This window comes from Shewanella nanhaiensis, assembly GCF_019457885.1.
In the GTDB taxonomy this organism is placed as follows: Bacteria; Pseudomonadota; Gammaproteobacteria; order Enterobacterales; family Shewanellaceae; genus Shewanella; species Shewanella nanhaiensis.
Map to the genome: position 1 here is coordinate 22,802 of NZ_JAHZST010000007.1, position 25,178 is coordinate 47,979.

The window sequence follows — 25,178 nt, forward strand, 5'->3', positions numbered from 1 at the left end:
ATACTTATTGATAAAACGCAGCCTATTGGCTGCGTTTTTCATGCTCAACACAGATAAGCAAAATATCTTGTGCAGACAGCGCCTCTTGGGTCAAACCACAAAAATAGCTACCATCGTCCCGCTTCTGGTTATGACTACAGGTTTGACACTGACCAAAACTTTTAAAACCATTGGCATCTTGAACTTGCCTTAACATAGCCCTCAACATATCAGCGGTTTTTCCAAGCTCATCCTCTGAGCTATTATGACAGGCAAGTTTGAGCATGTTTGCTGGCATCAAGCGCTCAACAAGGTGCTCCCCCTGCTCGCTAACAGCTAGGTGCGTCACTCGCTTATCATTCTTATCCGCTTGTTTTAATACAAGCCCCTTAGACTCCAATATTTTTATCGACTGAGAGACCGTTCCCTTAGTCAGCCCCAAAAATTCAGTCACCGCTTTTGGTGTATCTGAGTAACGGTTACAACTTGCCAAATAGCATAAGGCATCAAACTGCACTGGTTGTAGGCCGAACTCTGCTAGCTGGTGGCGCGCTTCACTTCGCAGCAAACTGCTAAGCCGCTCAATGAGCTGCTGGATAATTAATGTATTCATGCTCTCATGGTATCGAATCGAAACATTGTTGACAAGGTTATTTATCTGTGTAAATCTAAATGTAGTTTCGAATCGACACCACAATAAAAGCAAGACAGACTAAACATTAAACAGACTAGCTCTAAGGAACACAGATGAAACTCATACCCGTCATTTCAATACTCGTGCTTTCAAGCCTATCCATAGGCAGTGCTTCGGCACACCAAGCACACTCAGGAGGCATAAAAGCCAAACAGCAAGCTGGTGTTATTGCCCCTTTTGACATCATTCATACGAAAATATCTACCGAAGGAAACACCGCTATCTTCCATATCGCAGTCTCTGAAAAAGCAGGCACCAGTAAGCCAACAAAAACGGGGAAACTCGCCGGAAGCAGAGCTTTTGCTTATGTCTGGCCAACTAATATCGACAGCTTCGAGGTCGGTTTTGAACATCAAGCAGGGATCTTAGCTTTAGCTGTTGCCACGCATCCTGATTTTGATGATACCCCGTTATTTGATGAGAATAGAGATGGCAATACTGGAAACGACGGTAATATCTGGCACAGCCATTGGGTAGTTTTACAGCCTAATGAGCAGTGTGGAAAAGGCGCACTTGGTGTGGTTGATATTCCTGAAGGCAGCAAACCCAGACTACCAAAAACTTGGCCAGGCTTCCCCATCTTGCTCGATAGCCCTGGTTGGCAGCCTACTATTAACGGTGAAACCGTTGAAGTACGCGTTCCCTTCGATGATATAGGTGTAGTCAGCAGCGCAAAGTTTGATGGAGTGACTGCCGGATTACGTATTAATGTTGATGTGCATGCCCCGCTATTTTGCGTTGTAGATGTATTTGATATCGCCTCTGGGGATCTAAGCCTTCCAGGAAAGGTTAATCAATAATCGATAAATCAACTTCTTCATCGACAGGGACGTCAAACCAGACTAATCCATTGGTCTCTTACCATAAGCGAGGTTTATATGACCCACTATCAACGAGCCCCTGAACTCCATGTTTCTGAGTGGCTCAACACACCAGAGCCCATCACATTGGCTCAGTTAAGGGGAGAGGTTGTGGTATTACACGCCTTTCAGATGTTATGTCCAACTTGTGTAAGTCACGGTTTGCCTCAAGCGCAAGCACTACATAAACTGTTTGCCGATGAGAAAGTTAACATTTTAGGACTGCATACGGTTTTTGAGCATCATCAGGTCATGGATAAAGCTGCCCTAGAGGTATTTATCAGTGAATACCGACTCAGTTTTCCTATCGGTATCGACACACCATCGACTCAAGGTGTGATCCCAAAGACGATGCAGGAATATATGCTAAGAGGGACCCCATCTATTATCGTCATCGATAAGCAGGGACAGGTCAGACTAAGCCATTTTGGCCATATTCCAGACTTAGCCCTTGGCAAGATAGTAGGTCAACTTGTTGCAGAGCCATTTGAAATAGCTAAGCAGCCCTCACCTTCAATAGACACTGACGCTATCAAGCCTCAGGAGGAGAAATTTGAGAAAGGTTGTGACCAAACAGGCTGCTCTATTTAATGTTAATTGGGTAAAGAGGGATTGGAGCCAGCAAGGTATGGCTCCTCATCCCAAATAATAGAAAACAACAGTTAACATAAAGGCAACAAGAAAGAGTGGAACACGTGCTAAGAATAACGTAACCGAGATTAACTGTAGCTTTATTTAAGACAAAAATGTAAACACAAGGTTAACAGTAATTAATAAAACCAAACAATACAGAGTTAGTTTTAAATCCACTTTCATAAAGTTTTAATTGTAAATGTAATTTACAATTATTTTGTTTCTAAAAAATTATTTGAAACAGATTAAAAACAAAAAGCAATAAACACAACATACTGAATAAATTATAAATAAATATAATTCCATCTAAAGCCCAATCAAATAGAGCCTTCAACAAATATACCGTTTACCAGTCCGTTTAATAATTGTTTCATTTTGTATCTTCACGTGTTAAATATTTTTACGCGTTAAAGGCAATGGTTATTTTCGCTGTTGCTTTACGTAACAAACATAAAAAATACAAATAAAAATAAACATGACAAGTTGAAACTTTAAGGAAGATACAATGAAAACAAAATTAGCAGTAGCCATATCCATGGCTTTACTGACTGCCAGTATTGAGGCTCAAACACTGGAAACGGCAAACGGAGAAACTGTTGAACTGAATATTCCAAGTTCAATGGTTAAACAGCAGCTCAGAAACAAACTAGATGGTATCCAAGGGGTAAAATTTGTACCTGAACCTGGGCTGGGTGAGCAGGAATATGTGTATATTATTCGATTAAAAGATCCTGCAGTCGCCAACTACCAAGGAGATATCGCAGGGCTTAAAGCCACCAGCCCACAATTTCTCAAACATAGCTCAGGCAGTAACAAGCTACGAAGTGGCAAGCTCAATATAGCTAAATCAGAAGTCAAAGCTTACCAAAGTTACCTGCAATCAAAACAGAGCCACTTTTTAATGAAAGCTCAAGCCGTCACAGGCAACAGTATTGAGGCTATTACCCAGTTTAGCTATGCTTTTAACGGCATGTCAGTTCGCATGACACAAGCTCAAGCAATTAAATTAGCTGAACTTCAAGATGTTGCGTTTATTGAACGTGAACGCATGGAGCAACTAGAGACAGATGTGAGTCAGGCGCTTATCGGCTCACCTCAGGTATGGGATGGTTCAGCAACAGGCACCAAAGCCATGGGTGAAGGAGTTATTGTTGGGATCATTGACTCTGGGATTAACTCTGATCACGACTCATTCGCCGACATTGGCCAAGACGGTTACGATCATACCAACCCTTGGGGACAAGGTGTCTATGTCGGTGATTGCAAAACTGATTTCACCGATATGTGTAACGATAAACTAATCGGTATACGCAGCTATTCAGATATCACCGATGACTATGATGATGTAAGCGTGTTTGGCGATAATCCACCTGCTAAAAATGGCGAGGATTATGGTGGTCACGGCTCTCATGTCGCCAGCACAGCCGCGGGTAATATTCTACTAAACGTTCCTCTTGTTGAAGGCGAGGTGGGGAAGCTTGAAAGTGACGGGATAGAGACTGGAGTCGAGTTTGCGCAGATCTCAGGCGTCGCTCCCCACGCAAATATTGTCTCATATCAAATCTGTAGCCCAGGAGACAGTGGAGATACCTACTCAGGTTGTTCAAGCACTGCGATATTAAAAGCAATAGACGATACAGTTAAAGATGGAGTAGATATTATTAACTTCTCCATCAGTGGTGGAGGAAATCCTTGGCAAAGCTCGGCTGAGCAAGCTTTTCTTAGCGCAAGAAACGCTGGTATTTTTGTTGCTGTTGCAGCAGGAAATACACGCGCAGGCGGCCCAGAGCAAGTCCCCTATTCAACAAACAAAAATGCCCCTTGGTACACCTCTGTTGCAAACTCAACTCATAATCGAGATATTGCCAGATCAATTGAGTTCAATAATAACAGCTATGACTTTACCCCTGGCTCTGGCCCAGTTCAAACAGAGGTGATCTCTGCTGAGCCTCTTTATGCAGGTAGCCTTGATGCAACTAACATTGAAGGTTGTAATGCTTTTGCCGCAAAAGCGTTCGAGAACAAAGTCGCGCTCATTAAACGTGGAAGCTGTAATTTTAGCGACAAAGTAAATAACGCTATCGCCGCAGATGCTAAGGCCATCATCGTTTTCAATAAAGATGGTGAAGCGAATGCCAGGCTGACCATGTCAAGCTTAGAGAAAACCACAATACCAGCCGTTTTTATAGGAAATCTTGATGGATTAGAGATGGTCGCAGCATTGACTGAAAACCCTAAGCTTAAAGTCACTATCGACCCTAAACCTAAGATTTTAGAGAGAGAAGCCGACGTGCTATCTCCTGGCTCTCTTATCGGGCCAAACGCTACCAATGATGTCATCGTCCCCTTTGTTGCAGCGCCAGGCTCAGATATATATGCAGCCTACTCAGATCAACAGTTTGGCCATGATAAAACAGGCACAAATCCAGCAGACTTTACAGTCATGTCAGGAACTTCAATGGCAAGCCCTCATGTAGCTGGTGCCGGTGCACTACTAAAATCAGCTCATAAAGATTGGACACCAGATAATATTCGCTCCGCATTAATGTTAACCGCAACCACCGCCCAAGGAATGAAAAAAGCCGATGGTAAAACCATAGCTGATGCATTTGATGTGGGTTCAGGACGTATTCGTGTCGATCTCGCGGCAAAAACGGGTCTTATTATGGATGAGTTAGCCCTAAATTATGAGATTGCCAACCCAGCAACTAATGGCGATCCCCGTAAGTTAAATATTCCCAGCATGGCGGACTCTAAATGTGTTAATACCTGTAGCTGGACGCGTGTAGTCACCGCAACAGGCGATGGTAACTGGAGCGCACAAAGCACCAGTATCACAGAAAACTTGAACCTGACGGTATCTCCAGCAACATTCAGCCTGAAAGCCGGTGAAAGCCAAAGCATTACCGTGACTGCAGATGTAACGAATGCCACACAGGAGTGGGGCTTTGGGCAACTCACACTCACCTCAGAGTCTTACCCTGACGCAAATATGCCGATAGTGGCTAAAATTGCTAAACGCAATTTGCCAACTCTGCTTACCATAGATGCAACCCGTGATGCTGATGAGCGTAACTACACTCAGCTTAAAGCGATCGATCTTCCAGACCTCACCGCTAGCGTTACTCACTTAAAGTTAAGCGATAGCTTTGAATCTAAAGTTAAACAGGACTCAAATGTCAGCAGCGCACTGGATGATCTTAAAGATGGGGTGCAGGTATTCAAATTCTCGGTAAATGATAACGCGCTCTATTTCAGGAGCTCAATCAGCTACACCACCTCACCTGATCTCGACATGTTTGTCCTTTTAGACAAGAAAGATGGCAGCGATGTGAGCATAATAGCAAGCTCCGCTTTTGCAGGTTCCAACGAGAGCGTACTACTCACAGCACCTCAAGCCGGTGATTATTATGTTGTTGTTCAGAACTACCAAGCCTCTGCAGTTGGCGCTGAGGATGCTTTCGGACTCAAACAACTCACTCTGTATGATGAAGCATCGGACAATCTATCGCTAAAATTAACTGGAGACATGAAAGATTTCGCCTTAAACATAGCCTGGGATGAACAGATGCTGGCAGGTGATGAAGGCTTAGCTGTCGTCAAGCTCAAGAGCTCTGATGATAAGGTGGCAGACGTGACACTACCAATCGTTTTTGAGCGTAAAGGCGATGATGTGATTATGCCTTTAGAGGAAACGCTCTCAGGTAATTTAACCGCGGGAGAGCCAACAAAAGTGCTTAATAAAATTGAAGCCAACAAAACTCAAGAAACCCGTATTTACATGCTAGAAGCTAAGATCCCAGATAGCCATGAGGTGGCTAACATCTCTCATGACGGTAAGTTGGTCGACAATGTGATCAATTGGCGTGTCGAGATGACATCAGGCATGGCAAGCCAAGATGTAACATTTGACTTAATTCCACGTAAAGCCAGTACAAAAAACAGCTTAACCCTGTCCAATACTGTGGATAATCCCACCGCGAAAAAACTAGAACAAACCTACAGTTTTGATGTGGCAGAGTTGAAACCAACTGCTAAAGTTGATGCGCCAAACTCTATCCTTGAAGGTACAACGTTGGTGTTGGATGCTAGTGTGTCTTCAGATCCTAATGGTGATGATTTAACCTATAAGTGGACTCAATTAGGTGGAACAAGTGTGACGTTTAATAACACTGCAGACAAAATCAGCTTTCTCGCCCCAACTGTTGATGTCAATGCACAGACACTCTCCTTTCAAGTGGAGGTTAATGACGGCAATGGCAACTCAGACTCAACGCTCGTCTCAGTATCGGTCACCGATAAGGTAGAGAGGAAAAGTGGCGGCTCACTAGGCTGGCTAACACTTCTCCTACTCCCCTTAGCATGGAGACGCCGTAAACAAGGTTAATCTCAATCTGTACTAACAAAAAAGGGTCTATCTCTGTAGGCCCTTTCATTACACTTAACTTCTTATCCTAATTGCTATTAATCACACTTCTGCGCGCTGCAACACTCCGCTTGGAGAAAATCAATAACCTCCTGCAAAACCTCATACTGCGGCACACAAAACAACACCCGACCTTCACGATGCTGCTTAACAAGTCCTGCCGAAATCAAGCTTGAGATATGATGAGAAAGAGTCGAGCCAGGAATACTGAGCTCCTCCTGTACCTCCCCTACAGGGATCCCCTGATAACCCGCTTTTACCAAACGTTTAAAAATAGCCAAGCGAGTCGGGTGCCCCAACTCTTTCATCGCTTTAGCTGCAAACTCAAGATCCATTCTAGCTCCGGTCATTAACTCAAACATCTCTATATTTCGAGAATAACAGAAATATATTGACAGGAGCAAGTCTTCTCAATTATATTCGCCACAACAATTCGACTGTTCCAGAAATATAGTTAACTAACTTTATCTCTTTTCTCCTAAAGCTCATCGCCAGCAGTGAAAGAGAAAAGACACCAGATCTTGAAGAGGTACAATATATGCTGTCACAAAGCACCATCAACATGCTCCAAGAAACATTGAACATGTTTGTTTTTCTTGCGGTAGAGCTAACCTTGCTGTTCCTAGCCATCAGCTACCTAGTCGGCGTACTGCAGGAGTATATTCCACCAAGTAAGATCCAGAGTATTTTAAGTTCAAAAAATGGCAAAGGTTATCTTGTCGCGGGCTTTTTAGGTGCTATCACCCCCTTCTGCTCCTGCTCAACCATCCCATTTTTAAAGGGATTACTCAGGGCAAAGGCGGGATTTGGCACCATGATGGTATTCCTGTTCGCCAGCCCACTGCTCAATCCGATTATTATCGGATTATTTGCCGTTACCTTCGGACTTAAAGTGACACTCTTCTACTTTGTTATGGCCATGGGCGTCTCCGTTATCGCAGGCTATACACTCGAGAGATTGGGATTTGAAAAGTACATTAAAGCCGAAGCCTATGAGGAACCTAAGCCTAGCTGTTGTGGCACTAGCTGTGGGGCTAAACCTGCAAGCGTTAGCAAATGGAGAAGAATATGGAACGCCACTTGGAAAGACTTTAAGAAGGTACTTCCCTATCTAATAGGCGGTATTGCGGTGGGCTCTATGATTTACGGCTTTATGCCAACTGAGTTTGTCGCCAAAGTCGCCAGTGACAGTAACCCCTTTGCCGTACCCATTGCCGCAATCATAGGTATTCCGCTCTACATTCGCGCCGAGGCGGTCATACCACTCAGTGCAGCACTTGCAGCTAAGGGGATGGGGTTAGGCGCTGTCATGGCATTGATTATTGGCAGTGCTGGCGCCAGTCTAACAGAGGTGATACTGCTTAAATCTTTGTTCAAAAATCAGATGATAATTGCGTTTCTCACTGTGATCATCACCATGGCAATCGGCGCAGGTTACCTGTATGGCTTTATCTTTAGTTAAGGTCATTCACTAAGAGCATTAACTCCCCTTTTGGATCTCCTTCTGTAGATCCTCAAGGGCATCTAATATCGTCATAAACTTATTTCCAAATGGCGTCACTCGATACTCAACCCGCGGCGGGATCTCTGGATAGGATAGCTTTTCTAAAATCCCAAACTCCACATTGCGCTTCAGACATTGATTCAACACTTTTGTCGTTAAACCATCAACACTGCGCACCATCTCACCAGGTCGATTAACCTCCTGATCCAACAGCTGATAGACAGTCAGTGACCATTTACACCCAACTATAGTCTCAACCATACGTGCACTTTCACTTGGGCCAACAACCCTTTGTTGTAAATCAGAAATTTCTTTCTCTTTTAAAGTCATAAAGATGTACCAAAAAGTACCTAGTAAACCGAATTGTGCTTACTTTTTTTGTCCGTCCATGATCCGTAAGGTTATCACATCAAGTGGCAAATGATGCCGACAAGCAAATTTTTCATATATTAAATAAGAGGGACTCAAGATGACATTTACACATACAGGTATCGCAATGATAATTGGTGGCTCAAGTGGAATGGGCTTTGAGTCAGCTAAGCAACTACTACAAGCCAATATTGAAGTGGTGATCATAGGCAATAATATATCCAAACTTGATAAAGCAGTATCAGAGCTCAGTAGATTGGGTAAAGTCTCGTCCATTCAAGCCAACCTTTACCAAGAGAGCCAAGTACAGCGAATTGTAGATTTTATTGAGCAGCCATCGACTAAAATTAGCTATCTGGTTAATGCAGCAGGATACTTCAATCCTAAGCCCTTTATTGACCATAGCCTCAGCGACTATGAGATCTATATGGAGTTAAATAAAGCCAGCTTTATCCTCTCTCAAGCGGTGGCTAAAAACATGATGAGCAATGGTGGAGGAAATATCGTTAATATCGGCTCTATGTGGGCAAAGCAGGCGATTAAAGCCACTCCCTCTTCAGCCTATTCGATGGCCAAAGCTGGACTTCATGCGCTAACTCAGCATATGGCGATGGAACTTGCAGACTTTAATATCAGGGTTAATGCCGTCTCACCTGCAGTGGTCAAGACTCCCATCTATGAAACCTTTATTGATCCGGCTCAAATGGACGATGCATTAGCAGGTTTTAACGAATTTCATCCCATTGGAAGAATAGGCACGCCAAGCGATATAGCTAACAGCATCAGTTTCCTACTCAGCGATGAAAGCAGTTGGGTTACTGGCGCAATATGGGATACCGACGGCGGCGTCATGGCTGGACGTAATTAAAACAAGTACCAGAATCCAAGACTCAAATTTAATTACAGGTGGCATATGCAGCAGCTCAAATCAAATATCAATATCGACTTCTCCAAGAAAGTGGTGATCGATACCAACCAGCTGGAGTGGTTACCGAGCCCGCTTAAAGGAGTAACACGTAAACAGCTGGCTAGAGAAGACCTTGAAAGCGGCCATGCCACCAGCATCGTAAAGTACCAAGCAGGTTCCCATTTCAAACGCCACTCTCACCCTCAAGGTGAAGAGATACTGGTATTAGAGGGAGTCTTTTCTGATGAAACCGGAAACTTTGGCCCTGGCACCTACATACGTAACCCGCCAGGAAGCAGTCACCGTCCCTTTAGTACTGACGGCTGCACCCTATTTGTTAAACTGAACCAGTTTGATAAAAATGACCTACAACAAGTACGGGTCGACACCCACTCAACACCTTGGCAACGGGGAATAGGTGGTCTAGAAGTGATGTCACTCCATGATTTTGAGGGACAACATACGGCACTGGTAAAATGGCCTGCAGATGAAGTCTTCCAACCTCACCGTCATTTCGGCGGCGAAGAGATACTAGTACTCTCAGGTTTGTTTGAGGATGAACATGGACAATACCCAGCAAACACTTGGATACGTAGCCCCCACATGAGCCAACATCACCCTTTTGTTAAAGAGGAGACCATCATCTTAGTCAAAATAGGACACTTGCCAGTTTAATAGACTGAGCTAATGCTAATACGAGATGGTCAGTAATCTCTAAATTAGTTAATCGTTAGTGAACAGAAATATATCCAATATGGCAGTAGTTATTGCCAGAGTTTTGCTCCTGATTAGTATAAAGTCGTACGGAGTTTCCAGCCATTTTAGCAGCAAGAAGAGTACTCACTAATACTTGATAATTACTATCACTATCATTTAAGTATGCCCAAGTATGATTATTACCACATAACTTGGGCCCCCCTTTTAGTGTGATTCTAAAACCATAATTTTGACCATGTGTAACATCTATGGTGTTAATCGTGCCAGCAACTGTTCCATCCCATGCAGAACAAAGGTTTGGTATAGATAAGACTAAAATAAAAATGAGAATATATCGCATGATCTAGTTACCCTTTTAAACGCTATTTAGTCACAAGAAAGCGGTTAATGTGAGGCGCGCAAGCACGTGTCGTACTTGAGACATTCATTGTCATAGTCTTGTCAGACATAAAAGCCGCCAGCAATGTACTTACCATCACTTCATAGTTAGGATGCGATTTGTCAATAGAGAAACGGGTTCCCCCATCACACGTACTTACATCACTATTCCTATACTCAGTAAAGAAAATCAGCCCATCGGTATACGGGTATACCTTCGTTATTTTAGTATTACTGGACCAAAATTGAGCTTGAGCAAAATTAGACACAAAACATAGCGTAATGGCAGCAAAAAATTTTATTGTTATTACTTTCATTTAACCTCCTTATCAGTGAGCGACTCAACAGGTGAATCTAAATGCTTCTCTACCACTTTGCCAATGACAACATCTACAGCCTGCTGCATCAATGAAACAGATAGACCGCCATTAGTTTTAATTTCAGCTAATGGATAGCTAGGAACTTCATCGCTTTTGTTGCCATTTTCTGTAACGTTAAAGTCATTAGGGTAATGATATTCAAATTGCTCACCTTTACCTGTTTTAACAATCACGACAAGCTCTGCCACAGTGGCATCATCGCCCCCGCCAGTCGTTTTAAAGCCATAACGCTTTACCTCTATACTTGGCAGCTCATTGCTCACACCAGCACCAGCACCAGCATAGTTTAAATCAATAACGACAGGGTTCAATTTAGATTGGGAGTGCTTATCTACACTCTTTACAACATATAACGACATATCAAAACCACTCGCCACTGCCGACTCTCGAATATCCTTTGCTATCCCCTCATCGATGGCGACACCAAGGGCGATACCAACTGGCCCCATAGTCGACATCAAGGCTATTCCAGCACCAGCCCCCTTACCCTGGAACTGGATTCGATTAGGTTCTGAAAAACTATACGATACATCTTGCTGTTCAAATGATTTACTCGCACAACCAAACAGCAAAAACAAACATAAACAATGTATAAAAATTTTCATTTCTAACCGCCTAAAGATATACGTACGATTCTTCGATAAGCATGAGCATTTGCGCCCCAAGCTTCACAATTACCAACGTCGTTATAGGCCAATGTTACACTCCTGCCAGCTGCTTGTGCTGCAAGTAATGTAGAATATAAACGTGCTCTTTGCTCAGGAGTATTGGTACTACTAATGGCAAATGTGCTTGGGCTAGAGCACTCATTAATTTTCGCACCTGCGCTATCTAAATTGACCAAAATAGTATCCTTACCTGCGTACACGCTAATACTTTTAACTTTACCAGTCGTATTTAGCCAAACTGCACTTGATGAAAAACTCGTAAGCATTAAGCAGAGCATTATTAGTAACTTCATTAAATTATCTCTATGGGTTCATTATATAATTGATGCGACAACGATTTTGAATATCAGTTGAGTGACTATAAACTTGAATACAAACGCTTTCCTTCGCCATTTTAGCCGCTAACGCGATACTAAAAACATAATCCTTATTATTAGCCCCGTGTGGGATATAAAAGCCACCCGGACACTGACTTGGATTTGCTTTGTATTCAACCCAAATGCCATAGGTATCACTACCACCAGCCCACACCCTTAACCGCTGTACCTCCCCACAGTGATTTTCTACAGCTTGAGAGATACTCGAAACAAGCAATAACCCGATCAACGTTATAATACGGATAAACATAATGATCTCCTTGTTAATTATTTACTCAGCCAGCCAGATTCGATCGGCCTTCATATAACCGCTAAGAGTGCCTCGCATCTGTATTTGGACATTTCGTTGGCTGGCTTGGGCGGCAAGTGCAGTAGAGTAAAACAATTTGGCAAACTCAGGGTTTTCAGTAATGAATACTGCTGCTGCCACTCCAGAGTTTAGTGACATATTAGCTTCACTTCCTAAAGCGGGGTCCATCGCTTCATCAAAATACAGCAAGATCAAATTACTTGAGTTAACGTAAATTCGGCTCACCTTGCCATCATATTGGCAATAACCGTTATAACTACTATAACAAGCTGGCGCCGATGCTTGTGCACTAAAACTCATCAACAAGGATACGACTAAAAGCATTAATGTTTTCACTCTACACTCCTTTGTTTATCAGTATATTTAAGTCAAAAATATTGGGGATTGAAAATATATATTTAATCTTCGACTAACCACCATATTTAACCTCTCCATTATTTTCTAATTCCCACCTGTTAAATATCACTTATACATCCAGACGCTTACAATTTTAGGGTGATTATTATTCTGCCCACCACAACCGCTCAGCCAAAATCTAACAGTTTTTTCAGCCATAAACGCAGCTAATAAGGTGGAGTGTAAAGTAATATAATTAGCATCGGTGGGTCTAATGGCAAAATAGCTAGCACTGGGGCAGTTATCTGGATTATTAGTAATGGTTGGAACATGCACCATAGTCCAACCATTATTGACATATATATTCTCTATTACACCTGAACCTGTACCACCACTAGCATCAGCATGAAGAGAGATAAAACATAGAACAAGAATAAGTACACAAAATTTAAATTTCATCATAACAACCTTAATCAATATGCTCTATTGCATATAGCTTGCACCAGAAATTACTACTACCATTCCACCTTTGATCATTTAAACCATTAACGCGCACTTCTGCTTTTGAGTGGTATGCTGCCAAGATCATACTTAAATTAGCTTCAAAGCCTGCATCACTTTTCGCGATCCAATAACCATAGCAACCACTAGTAGGATTATTCACAGTAAAAATCACATCTCCGCCACCATACTGATTATATGATATCAGTCGATTGATTGTTGTTTTCGAAGTTGACTCTGTTGCAGCATAACTATTGGAGCTCACCAGAAATATAAATAAAGATGCAAAAATTAGTACAAACCTAGTTTTATTCATCATAAAATCCTTTTCTTAAACCACAACAAACAGATTACTAATTTACTTCCAATAAACCAGTGATAACACAAGTGGTGTGAGTATTGTCTATAACATATCTCAAGCTCTTACCTCTTGCTTTGGCTGAAAGCGCATAGGCATACTGCGCCTTATCAAATTCGGTGCCACTCATATTAATTTGAGCACGGCTATAGCTGCAGTGCTCAGGAAACTGCGGAGAGGAGATATAAGCCACACCGTTATTTAGATATAGTGACCAATCAGTCAAGGTCGTACTTGGCCAATATCGACTGGCATCAGCGCTATTGGCAAAAATTAAACAGCTAAAAGCCACTAATAAACTAAAACTGCGCATCGAAACTTCCTTTTATCTAACTTAAACTAGTTATCAGCTATTGCTAACGTAGTAACATAACCATTCGCATCTTGAGCACCGGCATTATAAGTCACAGTCACCGTGCTTTTGGCATGTTTAGCTGCCAGTAAAAGCGCATAAAATTGATCGAAAGCGATGTCAGAAGCCCGTACAGTGAAGTAACTAATTCCCGCAGGCATAGTATCTAACTTATATAACATGCCCCCTCTCCAACCATTGCCCCAATCACCACCATACAGGTTGATCCGTCCCACTTTGCCTGCTTGATTCTCTGCAAATACCTGCTGGCTAAATAGACTCAGCATGAGCAGGCTTAAGACCATCACCTTAGAGCTAAGCATTGATAGTTTCATATTCATTCCTTTGTTTAAATTGTGGCCGAGCGGTAAAAGCTAATGGACTCAGGCATCTTTTATCTATTTACACACGACCTAACAAAAAATCTTAATCCACCAGTTTCGGCCCAAAATACCAACCAGTAAGCCATCCCCATGGGGTGTGGCTATCTGTTGAACAATCTTTGCCATCATTGAACCACAAGGTCACATCTTTCTGACTCATCTGCGCTGCAATAAGGGTCGAAAAAATGACTTTACAGGTTTCAGTATCTACACCATTTTGGTCTACAGAGACAGAGCACAAAACAGGCCAAGATAATGGCCCTATACGCTCAGCCAAAAGTTGGCCATTTTTTGGACCCAAGCTAACGCCTGATACCTTTCCTTGGCAGATATAAGCCGCGCTCACGACACAGGAAATGCTCCAGATACTCAATATGAGTAATATTCTAATAATCATAATCTCTCCCTAGACGACTAATACTCCAAATACAGATATAACAATTGCCCGAGACTTATTCATGACTAGAGTAAACTTATAATCTCTGAGCTTTTATAGTCTGATTTAAATTTACTCTGACCCCATTTACCCAGAGCCCTTTAGCAATTCTCTACTATACTTAGCACCCAAGCCTTACCTTTATCCAAGGAACGGATATGCCAAGAAAACCACGCTTTTATGCCCCTGACATTACCTGCCACATTGTTCAACGAGGCAACAATCGTTCCGCATGCTTCTTTGCAGAAGACGATTTCAAAATCTACATTAACGCACTCACTGGCGCGCTAATTCAATATAATGTAAAACTACATGCTTTCGTGCTAATGACTAATCATGTTCACCTGCTTATGACTCCTTCAACAACTGAAGGCATCTCACAAGTAATGCAAAGTGTCGGCCGCACTTATGTCAGTACGATAAACCGACTTTACCAGCGTACTGGTACCCTTTGGGAGGGGCGTCATAAAGCCTGCCTTATCGATAGCGAAGCCTACTTCATAGCTTGTCTACGCTACATCGAACTCAATCCAGTAAGAGCAAACATGATTAAACATCCCAGCGAATACCCATGGTCAAGCTATCAATTTCATGGTGCAGGAAAACAGATTGCTTGCCTAACACCACATCCACTCTATCAATAACTTGGCTCTACACCAGAGCTTCGACAACATCGATATCGAGAGCTATTCAATACAGAGCTGCCACCAGAACAAATCCATACCATTAGAAACTGTTTAAATCACAATTTTCCTCTAGGAAGCGATAAATTCAGAGCCGACATTGAAGCTCACCTTAACGTCAGATTCGGCCATCTAGCACCTGGACACCCTAACAAACCTAAGTAAACCTAAAGAGCTAAAAACTAAAGGGCTCTGACCCCTTTATTCTTTATTCTTAGACCCCTTTATTCTCTATCTTCCAAAATTAACAACCATTTTTTCAACAAAGAATCATCACCAAAAAATTGAATACTTATGTTGCAATCAGTTAGAACAAAGCTATTCACGACTAGTTCTTCATTAATCCTAACTGTAAACTTTTTTTCATATAAAACAGTTTCATCATCTAAGTTGTATCTTTTACTATAAATTTCATTTAATTCCCCATTACAAGCCGTCCCATAATTTGATACTTCAAATGCTATATCTCCATTTGGCATATCCCCTCTAACTGCTGAAATATTTTTTTTAGGGAAAATAGGCCTTATTTCTATTCCCTCGGTCAAAGGTAACGATCTATTAAAAATATATAGCGTATTGTTTCCAGCTTGAACTGCACAACCAACTACGCTCAGCAATATAATCAAAATATATTTACTACAAACCAAAATACGCCTCCCCATAACTTCTAATAATATATTGACTCTTAACATTCGTAGGTAGATTAGCTACACCAAATTGTAAATACTCAGTAAATGCACTTCTTACAACTGAACCTGCACCTAAAGCATTCCCTAAACCAATTTTGATTGTTGATTCTGCATAGCCTTTCCCTATTGACAAGGCACTTTGCAACGCGGCATCCTTTACAAATTCAGACTTAAGCACCCCCATTCTAGCTTGAAATTGAAGCATATGCTCTTCAGAATATTCAGGAAAAAGTTTCACTAAATCACCTGCATCCATCCCTCGCAACAGGTCATTAGCTGCTAGCAAATCAGTATCTCTAACTCCCCTTGCTTTAAATTCTTTCAACTTCTTATTCACTCTTTCTCTAGGAGTATTATTTTCTTTTGTAAGTGCACCATTCAACGCAAAAGCAAATGCAGCGGTCATAGCTCCATTAGCAAACTTGCCTCCTGATACTACAGAAGCAGTCCCACCAATTGCAGCAGAAACAATCGCACCGCCAATTATATTATTCGGAACGATATTGGCAGCAAAAGCAGCCTTAGACAGGCCTGCGGCTAAGAACCCAGATCCAAAATCCCCTCCCTGTATCTCAGCTAACACCCCTCCAGCAACACCATGGGCAAAAATATGACCGGGCCCATTTTGTGTAAAGAAACCAGTAGCATCTGCATTAAAGGCTTGACCTATTCCATAAAAAACAGCTGCTGATAATGCCGCCCGGCCACCAGCATGAATCGATGCCCTCAAATCACCGGTTGCATAATAAGTTAATGTTGATGTTGCTAAAGCAGTAAAACCTATACTACAAGGGCCACAAAAAATAGTTGTAACAACACCAACAGCAGTAACAGACAGTTGAGTTAACGTCTTACTATTTGAAATAAATCGATGAGTATGATGAGAAAGTATCGCACCTTTAATTCCACCTAAGCCAAATCCAGCTAACTTAGCTAAAGTGTCAAAAAAATACCCACTCGGATCGGTATAAGTCAGCGGGTTATTCAGCACATAACTATAACGGTTATAGTTCTGAAGATTACTTGGTGCTTGTATAAAAGGATCTGCCTGCATGAAGCGCGCTAAGGTTGGATCATAGATGCGTCCGCCCATCTGGATAATATCCAGACCAGGTAGCATTTCATGTCCTGTATAGCCGCGCTCTATCGGCATAATCGCTTGCACTATACTCGAACCCGACAGCTTCATCGGTTTACCAAAGGCGGTATAGAAGTACTGCTCTAGTACATCACCGGTCTTATTGGTCACCGTCAAGATTGAGCCCTGGTGGTCGGTATGCTGGTACTGCACCTCTTCACTATTACCTAAGGTGGTATTTTGATTACGTACCACCATAATATTACCCAGCATATACTTATGGCGGGTGTTCTCTAATGTACTACCTGTATAACGGCGTTCTTTTTGGTAAATTTTGCCCACATAATCGGTCTTAAAGGTCTTCCAGTCATTCCCCTCCAGACGATAGTCAGTTCGGCTAAACACAGCGCGATTATGGTTGTATCGATAATCAGTGTATTGGCTACCCGCTTGAATACGGCTGGCTTTGTCGAAGGCATTATAGGTAAAGGTACGGCGGCCATCTGACTCGATATTGCCATTAGCATCGTAATTAAACTTGCTATAGGTTTTACCATCAACGGTTGCACTATTGAGCCTATTAGCACTCACAGTTTGTAGATAATCGTAACTGGCTAAATTAACCGAGTAACTACCACTGGCATAACCTTTACGGCTCTTGATATTGCCAAAGCCATCATAACTGTACTTCTCATCATAACTGTAACCCGTCAAACTGCCTGAGCCGACGCTTAGGTCTCGCGTTTCAATGCGATTTAGCGTGTCGTAGGTAAAGGTTTCACTAAAGGAGAGAGTTTGCCCCCCTGCACTGTTGTAGTAACTGTGCGCCCTAAACTCAACGTTACCTTTAGCATCGAAGCTGCCATAACTTAGCTTATGGATATCGCGACTGCCTTTTGCAAGATCAATATAACTAATTCGCCCTGTGCGGCTGTTAAAACCACGCTCTTCACTGGTGCCATTCGCAAAGGTTTGATTGGTAATATTGCCCAATGCATCCATGGCGGTAATTTTACGTAAGTCACGATTGCTACTGTCTCTTTGCAGATAGAGGTAATTATTAGCGTTGTAGTAGAAGTTAACGTAAAAGGTGCCATTATTAGACGGGTAATGTTGACGGCTTAACTGACCTTTAGCGTTATATTCGCTTCGGGTGCTGTAACTGCTGCCATCTACAATAAAGTCTGTTTGAGCTGGACGACCATAATCATCATAGTGATAAGTTTCACTCGACTCTACGAGCGCAGAAGTTGCGCAGCTTGTTTGCCCTGCCCATTGCTTCACCCATGCAGGCTTCCCCACATTATGAAGGCTTGTACTACTGCCATAGCCCCAACATGACAGACTGGTATTATCTTTTCGCCACAGCATACGCCCCATGGCATCATACTGAGTTGTAGTTGTTTGATTTTTTGCATCAGTCTGTGTGAGCAGTTCGCCAAAGTCATTATAGGTATAACTCCAGCTACCTTTATCTGGATCATTAGTGGTGGTTTTACGACCGTAAGCATCAAACCCAGTGGTGATCGATTGGTTTTTCCAAGCACCACTTTTATCTCTTGCCTTAGTTGTTACTTTGCGAGTATTACCAAAAGCATCATAGTAGTAGTTAATCACTTGACTCTGGGGATCTGTTCGCGCAATAAGCTGACCATCTGCACTGTAGGTATCCTTATACTGTAAGCCTTTCTCATCAATTGAGGTGGTAACCAGACCATTAATCTTGCTATATACGGTTACAGTACCTGATTCAGCAAGTTTGTCCTGTTTATATACTCGCCCTAATGCATCGTAATACTGTCTTGATTTGACACTCGATGCAGCGCCATAATTAGGTACACTTTGATGAGTAACACGCCCTAGTTTGTCATAGGTCGATCCGGTAACAATCCAGCTGCCATCAAAACCTTTAACCTGCTGCTCACGCTGACGACCAAACTTATCGAAGTAACTCACCGATTGAGGTTTATTGCTGCTGGACGTGGTTTCAGTAATGAAGTTTTTATCACAGGTCGTACATAGACTACGATTGGTTTCGGTATAGTTGCCATCAGCTAACACTTGGCGTACTACCTGCCCTTGAATATCGAAATAGCTGGTCGAAGCTAATTTATTCGGGCCTGTGGTGGTTTTACTAAAGATACGTCCCGGTGTAGCTGTCGTACCCGACTTACCGTTATAAAGGTAGGTTTCAGACTCACCATTTTGGTTCATCTGGCTTGCAAGGTATTGACCACGACTATCATAGAACCAATATTGGCCACGTTTATGATAGCTTGATGAGTTGTGCTTACCGTAACTTTGCTCTGCGACCTTATTACCGTATTTATCGTAGAAAAAAGCGGTGGTGAGACCATTAACCTGGGACTCCCGCAACATACCATTAGGGTAGTAGCTGAACTTTGTACTACGCGTCTGAGATTCAGACTGGCCACTAGCGGTATTTTGGTTACGGGTTTTGGTCACAGTAGTGGTGTAAAGACGACCGAAACGTTTAGCGTCTGGTTGTGAACCAGATTGCGCCGCCTTCTGACTATGACTTCGCGCTAAGGCAACCGCGTTACTATTAATAACAGCATAGGCAGAGTTTGAGTAAACGTTATCTGTTTGCGTTTTATGGATCACGCTGCCTGCGGCATTTTTTACTTCCACAAGACTTCGAGTCAGGTTATTTGCATTGTCGTGAGTATTAGTCGTTAACGTTTCACTGACTGTTTTATGGTTAGTTGCAGTCGTGCCATCTGAAGAGAGGTCTAGAGCGTAACTAGTCTCTTTTGATGTATTGAGGTACACATGAACACCACCACTAGCGCTTACCGTCTCAGTGTACGTATTTAGGGCTTTGCTCAATAAGTCATCTTTATATTTTCGAATGGTGCTCTTTGGCATACCCGTTAACGGGTATAGCTGATGATACTGAGTTGTAGTAACCACATTCGATTGTGGATCTGTGGTTTGTACAGTTTCAAAGCCTAAGAATCCACGACCTTTTTTGTGTGCCAATGGCCCACCATAGGCATATTGCACCAACACAGATTCAGTATCTGTCGACTGAGTCGCCGCCTCTGTAACCACGTACATGCCTGCGATCGGCGTAATGTAATCCTCATCATTCGGCTTTTGACTCGACTCGAGGTTTATCAGAGGGATCCCGCTATTTAACGGTGCATAAGCGATATTTGTTTCAACACCGAAGCCATTGGTAATTTTAGTCAGTACGTGCTCTTTGGTATAGGGCCGAGTTGCTTTTTGTATTTTCCAAGAGCCTGTACTGGACGATGCATAGAGTAGATCTAACTTGGCGTCGCCATCGACATCGGCCAGACGCATGGCAGTTTCGATTGGATTTGAATTGGTGCCAACCAAAATTGAACCACGCTCGATAAAGTTAGCGCTTTCAGCAGTTGAACTTGGGCCAGAGAGAATAATGTTATATTTTTTGGTGGAGGTCGCCGCTAAGATATCAGCTCTACCATCGGCATCAAGATCGACAAACTGATGACGGTTATAGATGTTTGCAGTTTTCGCTTCGATACCAACAAGTGCTTTTACAGCAGTAAATGTGCCATCACCTTTCGATAGACGGTAGTACCACCTTTCACCTGAGATATAGGCAATATCAGTTAAACCATCACCATTGAAATCTGCCGCCCTAAGTGCTTTTAATGTTGTTCCAAGGCGGCTGCTATCAGTTGCGGTGTAAGTTACTTGGCCACTACTACTCACTGATGCAACAAAAGCAAAGGTTTTATAAGAGTATGTAAACCTTGTTCCACAGTCATATCCATTGGTTCCAACTTCTTGCTGTGAAGTTATTGACTCAGTTTTTTGAGAATAGGGGATCTCACCACAACCTGGATCTGGCAGCACTTCGGTGGTTTTTTTCACTTTCATTACGATATCGGTTAAGCCATCGCCATTAACATCAATCATGGCTGAGTTCTTTATATTCGCCGACATGTTAGCGATATTGTTACCGTAAGCCTGATAGGCAGTTGCACCACTGAAACTTGCAGGAAGTGCCAATGAAATGGATTTAGCAGCAGAGAATGTACCGCCTAAGTTATGGTAATATTTCAGAGTTGAACCGGATTTAAAGACGATATCTTGCAAGCCATCACCGTCGACATCGGCAACAATGGTGTTCTTGTAAGCTGAAGAGGAGATACCCAGTGATTTATAGGTAAAATCATAGTTAACATTAAATGTTTCACAAAAATACTCTACTTCCCCGTTGCCATCTTGCCATAATGGTTCACAATTCTCTTCCTCACCAGTACTGGGATCTGAACTGATCACGTGCCAGTTACCTGACGTAAATGGTATTAGCAAGTCCTGTTTACCATCTCCGTTATAATCGATGACTCTGGCATAGCCTTTTTCACCAATACTTGCGTTACTGATCACTTGGGTTTTATTAGTAATTGAACTCGTTTTAATGGTACGGACAATTGGTTCAGCATTAAGGTAGTTCTGACTAAATCTTGTAGGTAGAGATACCGTCGATTCGTTAGTCACGACCTCCCAATCTGTAGTGTAATAGTTCCATTTACTGTTTTTAAGAAACAGCATATCAGCGTAACCATCACCATTAAAATCTAACACTTGGGTATAGAATCTATCGCTATTACTTGATGCAGCTGAATAAGATGAGGACTCAAACGGCACTAAATCAGGCGTACTGTGTGAGGCTTTGCACCAACTGCCAGCCTCATTATCACTAGCATCGCAATAAGTAACAGAATTGCACACTATCTCATTTGCTGTATCGGTCTGACCAATGTGACACATCTCATAAGACAGGGTTGTGGTTTTACGCGTAGGTTGCTCAAATTCAAATGTGGTGGCTGGTAGACAATTAGTATTCTCTTCATCAAAACACTCTTGAATTCCGGTAACGTAGTTACGCTCTTCAGGAATTTCAGTTAATAGCCAAGTAAAATCATAAGAGCGGAATAGCTCAGAATCTTGTTTAACCTTGATCTGTTGAAGTCGTTTATTGTTAGTCAGTATGCCACCATTGGCATACCCCTCTATCGAACGTGATACATCAGAATAACTGAACTCAATGCTGTTATATGGCGCCTTACCTAAAGTCACATTTCCGCCATAAACTATTTTATCGAGTATATGACTTCCCTCTGTCGTGTTCTTTATGTAGTCATAGCGAATATAGTTACCTTTATTATCAACAATCGCTTTTAACACCCAAATTTTTGCAGCAGTATTTGCAGCAAATCCACCTCGCTCAACGTAGGCATCTGTTGCCGCAGTAATTGATGGCGCTTTACCATAATAGTGGGTTTCATTGGCTTGAGTCGTAACTGTAAAATATGCAGGACCGTTGGTACCATCAAAAGCTTTAATTACACTGAAATTATCAATTTCGGTGTGGTATTCATTACTGCTATTTGTATTTAAAATAAGCCTTTGGCCATTAAAGCAAAGTGCATCGCTTGAGTTGTATTTAATACCATCAATTTTGCCATCGACAGCAATACTCTTAGGGCAGCGAGAAATGGCAGACAAGCCAGAGATATTCCAGCCCATACCTAAAATACCTTCGCCACCTTGACTGCTGTAAGATAAAGCCACTTGAGGAGCGACACCAGCGGTTCCAGGCGGTAAAGTTAACGGAATATTGTAGGTCGCAGCACCAGACTCGGTAACCTTAAACTGCCCCGCAGTTAACCCTATAATATTCCCTGGGTTTGTGAATGAATCAGAGGCAGATGTATCGACTAGTCGACCAGAACGAGAACCAAGATAAGTACCCGATGTGCTGACTATATCCTTAATACCATCACCATTTACATCGGTAATGGTTAGCTGTGTTCCCTGTGAAAGGTCGATACCATTTCTTGCATCACTATATGCATCAACATTCGCAGTTCCCTGAAGGTTACTAATAACAAAACTGTCTCTATAACTACTGGAATCACGAATTAAAATATCTAGAATACCATCGCCATCTATGTCATGAAATTCAAGTGCTAAGTGAGATGCAGGCGTGAGGGAAAGATTATCAAACTCTCCTTGAGTCATTGGCTGTAATACCCAAGAGTTTGAAGATTCTACAAGTTTAAATACACCATTTTTGGGCGTTATATGTAGAGGAATATTAATATCACCAGCAATTAACACAAATTTAGGCGGTAAACGAAGAATGATATTACCACTGCTATCTGTATATACTTCATAGCCTTGATAATCGGAATTGAGATCGGCTTTTGTATATCCAACACATGATAAAAATAGCAGAAAAATCGCAATCCATTGTTTAAGCATAATCCATTACCCAGAGTTTATTTTGATCCCTAATTTCAAAATAGTTACACCAAAAGAACAAAATGTAAACAATTATTACAATTTAATTTTATATAAAGTGGCATTATTGCAAAAGTGTGCTACCGATAATTAATACCACCCAAGAAAACCAGTAACCAATTGATTATCAATCAAAATAACATGGGTTCGCTTATTGACTTAAAGTGTAGAAAATGAGGTAAAGAACTGTATATCGATATATAAGAGATACTTACAAATACCATTCGCAGTAAGAGAGGTAATAATTAATACAGACGAGGATTATTGTCACAGGCCAAAGCAGCTATTAAGCCTGCCTAAACAATATTATTTAATTAACTTTAAAAAGTTATCTTACTTTTGTTAGGTGCCTATAACAAACGAACGTGACCAACTGTGGTGAAAGAGGTTCCTGCCCATACTCCTGTGCAAGCCGCAGTAACATAAACATCAACTGGCTTACCTGACATATAAGCCGCAAGAAACATACTCATCCAATTTTTATCTACCGACGGATTAATCCTTACATCACCACTAGAATTAATTTGGCAGCTATTAGGATTACTAAAAGTTGATAGCTTAATCAAAGCGGTCGATTCATTTAGAGTATAGATCCCCGTCACTTCAGCTCTACCAGACCAACCCGCTGCGGCATTGACTAGAAAGGGAAATAGCGTACAAGTAACAGCTATAGTAATCATCACAACACGTAACATTTTAACATCCTTTTATCGTTAGCTTTAAAGCAATGAAGTTACTCAATTACTCATATATACCTCTTTCAAATCACCAAGGCATAGTGCCCATTTTAATGCCCAACATATCTTCTGCATTACTCCAATGAACACAAGACTCATTCACTAAAATATCAACTTTACTGTCTTGTTTGACATAGGCAGTAAAGGCAATACTAACCATCTCTTTATATTGTGGTGCTGTACTGCTAATTGCCAGACGTTGAGTCGTAGCACATGCAGCCATACCAGCCTTACTACCACTAAAATCTACAAACAATATGCTATTTGAGCCGCTACCATAAATACCAGTACCGGTGATCGTCACGTTACGATAATAATGAGCAGCGCTAACTTCTGATACAAAAGATAGCAGCTGTAATAACAATGCTGCTTTTAGTAAGATCTTCATACCTCTCCCCTTGATATATATAAATTAATACGATTACTCACTCAACAGATGTAAAAATTGAGCAGTGCAAGTCGTGTCGTTATCTAAAAAGTAGAGATTTATTTTCTTACCTGACATTAACGGTGCCATCAGGGTTGAAAAAGCAACCTTATTATTCTCCTCAGTTTTACTCCATTTCAACCAACTGCCCGCTGGGCATGAAGCGGTTCCAGCACTCATACTGAAACTAATAGTATTTGGCATATAGGTAGGCTCTAAAACTTTTACATAACCTGTAATTCTCTCAAGAGACTCGACACTAAAAGTCAGAAGTAACAAACTGAAAAATGAAATATATATAATTCGATTCATAGTAAATTATCTCTCAAGCATCACATACGATGGGTTATGTGTTGAGTAATAGGTAGGTAAATTATTACATTGAAATTGACCATCTCTGTCTGAATACATCAACTTCACCTGTTTATCGTTTGTCATGGCTGTTGATATAATGGAGAACCAAAGCGAGCAGGTTACAGTATCGATACCGGTACTCCCATCAGTTGAACAAATTCGAGTATAATCGTTGCGCCAACTGCCTTTTATTACCACACTATTATCAGCAGCTATATAGACGTTTGACACTGTCCCTGTACACCAAATATTTCCAGCAACAGCACATTGTAAAAGCGACATAATGCTACAAAATACGATAGTTAATGTTCTCAT

The 25,178-nt window shown here is 41.8% G+C and carries 27 protein-coding genes; 7 read left to right on the forward strand and 20 right to left on the reverse strand.

Annotated features, from left to right (window positions below; all coding sequences use genetic code 11):
* Positions 1-22: 22 nt before the first annotated feature.
* Positions 23-592, reverse strand: coding sequence for a MarR family winged helix-turn-helix transcriptional regulator (locus K0625_RS11280; RefSeq protein WP_220109792.1), 570 nt, complete (start codon positions 590-592; stop codon positions 23-25).
* Positions 593-726: 134 nt separating this feature from the next.
* Between K0625_RS11280 and K0625_RS11285 the strand changes: the two genes are divergently transcribed.
* The 3 genes from K0625_RS11285 to K0625_RS24700 all read left to right on the forward strand — a co-directional run bounded on the left by K0625_RS11285 (position 727) and on the right by K0625_RS24700 (position 6,553).
* Complete coding sequence (locus K0625_RS11285) at positions 727-1,473, forward strand: hypothetical protein (RefSeq protein ID WP_220109793.1); 747 nt, start codon at positions 727-729, stop codon at positions 1,471-1,473.
* Between the two features lie 78 nt (positions 1,474-1,551).
* Positions 1,552-2,124 carry a peroxiredoxin family protein gene (locus K0625_RS11290; protein ID WP_220109794.1) on the forward strand — a complete coding sequence of 191 codons (573 nt, stop codon included), beginning with the start codon at positions 1,552-1,554 and terminating at the stop codon, positions 2,122-2,124.
* Between the two features lie 547 nt (positions 2,125-2,671).
* Positions 2,672-6,553: a S8 family serine peptidase gene (locus K0625_RS24700; protein WP_220109795.1), complete on the forward strand. Its 3,882-nt coding sequence runs from the start codon at positions 2,672-2,674 to the stop codon at positions 6,551-6,553.
* Positions 6,554-6,630: 77 nt separating this feature from the next.
* Here the strand turns inward: K0625_RS24700 and K0625_RS11300 are convergent, their stop codons facing one another.
* Positions 6,631-6,927, reverse strand: a complete 297-nt coding sequence (locus K0625_RS11300; RefSeq protein WP_220109978.1) for an ArsR/SmtB family transcription factor — start codon at positions 6,925-6,927, stop codon at positions 6,631-6,633.
* 203 nt (positions 6,928-7,130) lie between these two features.
* On the opposite strand from K0625_RS11300, the gene K0625_RS11305 reads away from it, so the two are divergent.
* Positions 7,131-8,054, forward strand: coding sequence for a permease (locus K0625_RS11305; RefSeq protein ID WP_438944499.1), 924 nt, complete (start codon positions 7,131-7,133; stop codon positions 8,052-8,054).
* Between the two features lie 18 nt (positions 8,055-8,072).
* Here K0625_RS11305 and K0625_RS11310 read toward each other — a convergent pair whose 3' ends face one another.
* Positions 8,073-8,426 carry a winged helix-turn-helix transcriptional regulator gene (locus K0625_RS11310; RefSeq protein WP_220109796.1) on the reverse strand — a complete coding sequence of 118 codons (354 nt, stop codon included), beginning with the start codon at positions 8,424-8,426 and terminating at the stop codon, positions 8,073-8,075.
* A 139-nt stretch (positions 8,427-8,565) separates the two neighbouring features.
* Between K0625_RS11310 and K0625_RS11315 the strand changes: the two genes are divergently transcribed.
* Both K0625_RS11315 and K0625_RS11320 read left to right on the forward strand, forming a co-directional pair.
* Positions 8,566-9,333: an SDR family NAD(P)-dependent oxidoreductase gene (locus K0625_RS11315; RefSeq protein WP_220109797.1), complete on the forward strand. Its 768-nt coding sequence runs from the start codon at positions 8,566-8,568 to the stop codon at positions 9,331-9,333.
* Between the two features lie 45 nt (positions 9,334-9,378).
* A complete protein-coding gene (locus K0625_RS11320) occupies positions 9,379-10,047 on the forward strand; it encodes a cupin domain-containing protein (RefSeq protein WP_220109798.1) in 669 nt (222 codons plus the stop codon).
* 55 nt (positions 10,048-10,102) lie between these two features.
* On the opposite strand, the gene K0625_RS11325 is transcribed toward K0625_RS11320, so the two are convergent.
* The 11 genes from K0625_RS11325 to K0625_RS11375 form a co-directional block, all read right to left on the reverse strand.
* A complete protein-coding gene (locus K0625_RS11325) occupies positions 10,103-10,429 on the reverse strand; it encodes a hypothetical protein (protein ID WP_220109799.1) in 327 nt (108 codons plus the stop codon).
* Between the two features lie 22 nt (positions 10,430-10,451).
* Complete coding sequence (locus tag K0625_RS11330) at positions 10,452-10,784, reverse strand: hypothetical protein (RefSeq protein ID WP_220109800.1); 333 nt, start codon at positions 10,782-10,784, stop codon at positions 10,452-10,454.
* Entirely contained in the window at positions 10,781-11,452 is a 672-nt protein-coding gene (locus tag K0625_RS11335) for a hypothetical protein (protein ID WP_220109801.1), read from the reverse strand. The genes K0625_RS11330 and K0625_RS11335 overlap by 4 nt, the downstream gene beginning before the upstream one ends.
* Before the next feature lie 2 nt (positions 11,453-11,454).
* Positions 11,455-11,808, reverse strand: a complete 354-nt coding sequence (locus tag K0625_RS11340; RefSeq protein ID WP_220109802.1) for a hypothetical protein — start codon at positions 11,806-11,808, stop codon at positions 11,455-11,457.
* A 10-nt stretch (positions 11,809-11,818) separates the two neighbouring features.
* Positions 11,819-12,142 carry a hypothetical protein gene (locus K0625_RS11345; protein WP_220109803.1) on the reverse strand — a complete coding sequence of 108 codons (324 nt, stop codon included), beginning with the start codon at positions 12,140-12,142 and terminating at the stop codon, positions 11,819-11,821.
* A 21-nt stretch (positions 12,143-12,163) separates the two neighbouring features.
* Positions 12,164-12,538, reverse strand: a complete 375-nt coding sequence (locus K0625_RS11350; protein ID WP_220109804.1) for a hypothetical protein — start codon at positions 12,536-12,538, stop codon at positions 12,164-12,166.
* Positions 12,539-12,664: 126 nt separating this feature from the next.
* The gene (locus tag K0625_RS11355; RefSeq protein ID WP_220109805.1) at positions 12,665-13,000 is read right to left on the reverse strand and encodes a hypothetical protein; all 336 of its coding nucleotides are present in this window, start codon (positions 12,998-13,000) and stop codon (positions 12,665-12,667) included.
* Positions 13,001-13,007: 7 nt separating this feature from the next.
* Positions 13,008-13,358, reverse strand: a complete 351-nt coding sequence (locus K0625_RS11360; protein ID WP_232847052.1) for a hypothetical protein — start codon at positions 13,356-13,358, stop codon at positions 13,008-13,010.
* Positions 13,359-13,392: 34 nt separating this feature from the next.
* Positions 13,393-13,710: a hypothetical protein gene (locus K0625_RS11365; RefSeq protein WP_220109806.1), complete on the reverse strand. Its 318-nt coding sequence runs from the start codon at positions 13,708-13,710 to the stop codon at positions 13,393-13,395.
* Between the two features lie 26 nt (positions 13,711-13,736).
* A complete protein-coding gene (locus tag K0625_RS11370) occupies positions 13,737-14,084 on the reverse strand; it encodes a hypothetical protein (protein WP_064791910.1) in 348 nt (115 codons plus the stop codon).
* Positions 14,085-14,175: 91 nt separating this feature from the next.
* Positions 14,176-14,529 (reverse strand): hypothetical protein, encoded by a 354-nt coding sequence (locus K0625_RS11375; RefSeq protein ID WP_220109807.1) that lies wholly within the window; start codon positions 14,527-14,529, stop codon positions 14,176-14,178.
* A gap of 197 nt (positions 14,530-14,726) precedes the next feature.
* Between K0625_RS11375 and K0625_RS11380 the strand changes: the two genes are divergently transcribed.
* Positions 14,727-15,212: a transposase gene (locus K0625_RS11380; protein ID WP_232847053.1), complete on the forward strand. Its 486-nt coding sequence runs from the start codon at positions 14,727-14,729 to the stop codon at positions 15,210-15,212.
* A 263-nt stretch (positions 15,213-15,475) separates the two neighbouring features.
* On the opposite strand, the gene K0625_RS11385 is transcribed toward K0625_RS11380, so the two are convergent.
* The 6 genes from K0625_RS11385 to K0625_RS11410 all read right to left on the reverse strand — a co-directional run bounded on the left by K0625_RS11385 (position 15,476) and on the right by K0625_RS11410 (position 25,178).
* The gene (locus tag K0625_RS11385; RefSeq protein WP_220109808.1) at positions 15,476-15,898 is read right to left on the reverse strand and encodes a hypothetical protein; all 423 of its coding nucleotides are present in this window, start codon (positions 15,896-15,898) and stop codon (positions 15,476-15,478) included.
* A complete protein-coding gene (locus K0625_RS11390) occupies positions 15,888-23,306 on the reverse strand; it encodes a toxin TcdB middle/N-terminal domain-containing protein (protein ID WP_220109809.1) in 7,419 nt (2,472 codons plus the stop codon). The genes K0625_RS11385 and K0625_RS11390 overlap by 11 nt, the downstream gene beginning before the upstream one ends.
* Before the next feature lie 389 nt (positions 23,307-23,695).
* The gene (locus K0625_RS11395) at positions 23,696-24,025 is read right to left on the reverse strand and encodes a hypothetical protein (protein ID WP_232847054.1); all 330 of its coding nucleotides are present in this window, start codon (positions 24,023-24,025) and stop codon (positions 23,696-23,698) included.
* Between the two features lie 85 nt (positions 24,026-24,110).
* Positions 24,111-24,470: a hypothetical protein gene (locus tag K0625_RS11400; RefSeq protein ID WP_220109811.1), complete on the reverse strand. Its 360-nt coding sequence runs from the start codon at positions 24,468-24,470 to the stop codon at positions 24,111-24,113.
* 33 nt (positions 24,471-24,503) lie between these two features.
* Positions 24,504-24,821 (reverse strand): hypothetical protein, encoded by a 318-nt coding sequence (locus K0625_RS11405; protein ID WP_220109812.1) that lies wholly within the window; start codon positions 24,819-24,821, stop codon positions 24,504-24,506.
* A 6-nt stretch (positions 24,822-24,827) separates the two neighbouring features.
* On the reverse strand, positions 24,828-25,178 hold the full coding sequence (locus tag K0625_RS11410) for a hypothetical protein (RefSeq protein ID WP_220109813.1): 351 nt from the start codon (positions 25,176-25,178) through the stop codon (positions 24,828-24,830).

Excerpts from the sequence above, each read along its gene's own strand:
- K0625_RS11280 (WP_220109792.1), bottom strand. The coding sequence starts at position 592 with ATGAATACATTAATTATCCAGCAGCTCATTGAGCGGCTTAGCAGTTTG.
- K0625_RS11285 (WP_220109793.1), top strand. The coding sequence starts at position 727 with ATGAAACTCATACCCGTCATTTCAATACTCGTGCTTTCAAGCCTATCC.
- K0625_RS11290 (WP_220109794.1), top strand. The coding sequence starts at position 1,552 with ATGACCCACTATCAACGAGCCCCTGAACTCCATGTTTCTGAGTGGCTC.
- K0625_RS24700 (WP_220109795.1), top strand. The coding sequence starts at position 2,672 with ATGAAAACAAAATTAGCAGTAGCCATATCCATGGCTTTACTGACTGCC.
- K0625_RS11300 (WP_220109978.1), bottom strand. The coding sequence starts at position 6,927 with ATGGATCTTGAGTTTGCAGCTAAAGCGATGAAAGAGTTGGGGCACCCG.
- K0625_RS11305 (WP_438944499.1), top strand. The coding sequence starts at position 7,131 with ATGCTGTCACAAAGCACCATCAACATGCTCCAAGAAACATTGAACATG.
- K0625_RS11310 (WP_220109796.1), bottom strand. The coding sequence starts at position 8,426 with ATGACTTTAAAAGAGAAAGAAATTTCTGATTTACAACAAAGGGTTGTT.
- K0625_RS11315 (WP_220109797.1), top strand. The coding sequence starts at position 8,566 with ATGACATTTACACATACAGGTATCGCAATGATAATTGGTGGCTCAAGT.
- K0625_RS11320 (WP_220109798.1), top strand. The coding sequence starts at position 9,379 with ATGCAGCAGCTCAAATCAAATATCAATATCGACTTCTCCAAGAAAGTG.
- K0625_RS11325 (WP_220109799.1), bottom strand. The coding sequence starts at position 10,429 with ATGCGATATATTCTCATTTTTATTTTAGTCTTATCTATACCAAACCTT.
- K0625_RS11330 (WP_220109800.1), bottom strand. The coding sequence starts at position 10,784 with ATGAAAGTAATAACAATAAAATTTTTTGCTGCCATTACGCTATGTTTT.
- K0625_RS11335 (WP_220109801.1), bottom strand. The coding sequence starts at position 11,452 with ATGAAAATTTTTATACATTGTTTATGTTTGTTTTTGCTGTTTGGTTGT.
- K0625_RS11340 (WP_220109802.1), bottom strand. The coding sequence starts at position 11,808 with ATGAAGTTACTAATAATGCTCTGCTTAATGCTTACGAGTTTTTCATCA.
- K0625_RS11345 (WP_220109803.1), bottom strand. The coding sequence starts at position 12,142 with ATGTTTATCCGTATTATAACGTTGATCGGGTTATTGCTTGTTTCGAGT.
- K0625_RS11355 (WP_220109805.1), bottom strand. The coding sequence starts at position 13,000 with ATGATGAAATTTAAATTTTGTGTACTTATTCTTGTTCTATGTTTTATC.
- K0625_RS11360 (WP_232847052.1), bottom strand. The coding sequence starts at position 13,358 with ATGATGAATAAAACTAGGTTTGTACTAATTTTTGCATCTTTATTTATA.
- K0625_RS11365 (WP_220109806.1), bottom strand. The coding sequence starts at position 13,710 with ATGCGCAGTTTTAGTTTATTAGTGGCTTTTAGCTGTTTAATTTTTGCC.
- K0625_RS11370 (WP_064791910.1), bottom strand. The coding sequence starts at position 14,084 with ATGAAACTATCAATGCTTAGCTCTAAGGTGATGGTCTTAAGCCTGCTC.
- K0625_RS11375 (WP_220109807.1), bottom strand. The coding sequence starts at position 14,529 with ATGATTATTAGAATATTACTCATATTGAGTATCTGGAGCATTTCCTGT.
- K0625_RS11380 (WP_232847053.1), top strand. The coding sequence starts at position 14,727 with ATGCCAAGAAAACCACGCTTTTATGCCCCTGACATTACCTGCCACATT.
- K0625_RS11390 (WP_220109809.1), bottom strand. The coding sequence starts at position 23,306 with ATGCTTAAACAATGGATTGCGATTTTTCTGCTATTTTTATCATGTGTT.
- K0625_RS11395 (WP_232847054.1), bottom strand. The coding sequence starts at position 24,025 with ATGATTACTATAGCTGTTACTTGTACGCTATTTCCCTTTCTAGTCAAT.
- K0625_RS11400 (WP_220109811.1), bottom strand. The coding sequence starts at position 24,470 with ATGAAGATCTTACTAAAAGCAGCATTGTTATTACAGCTGCTATCTTTT.
- K0625_RS11405 (WP_220109812.1), bottom strand. The coding sequence starts at position 24,821 with ATGAATCGAATTATATATATTTCATTTTTCAGTTTGTTACTTCTGACT.
- K0625_RS11410 (WP_220109813.1), bottom strand. The coding sequence starts at position 25,178 with ATGAGAACATTAACTATCGTATTTTGTAGCATTATGTCGCTTTTACAA.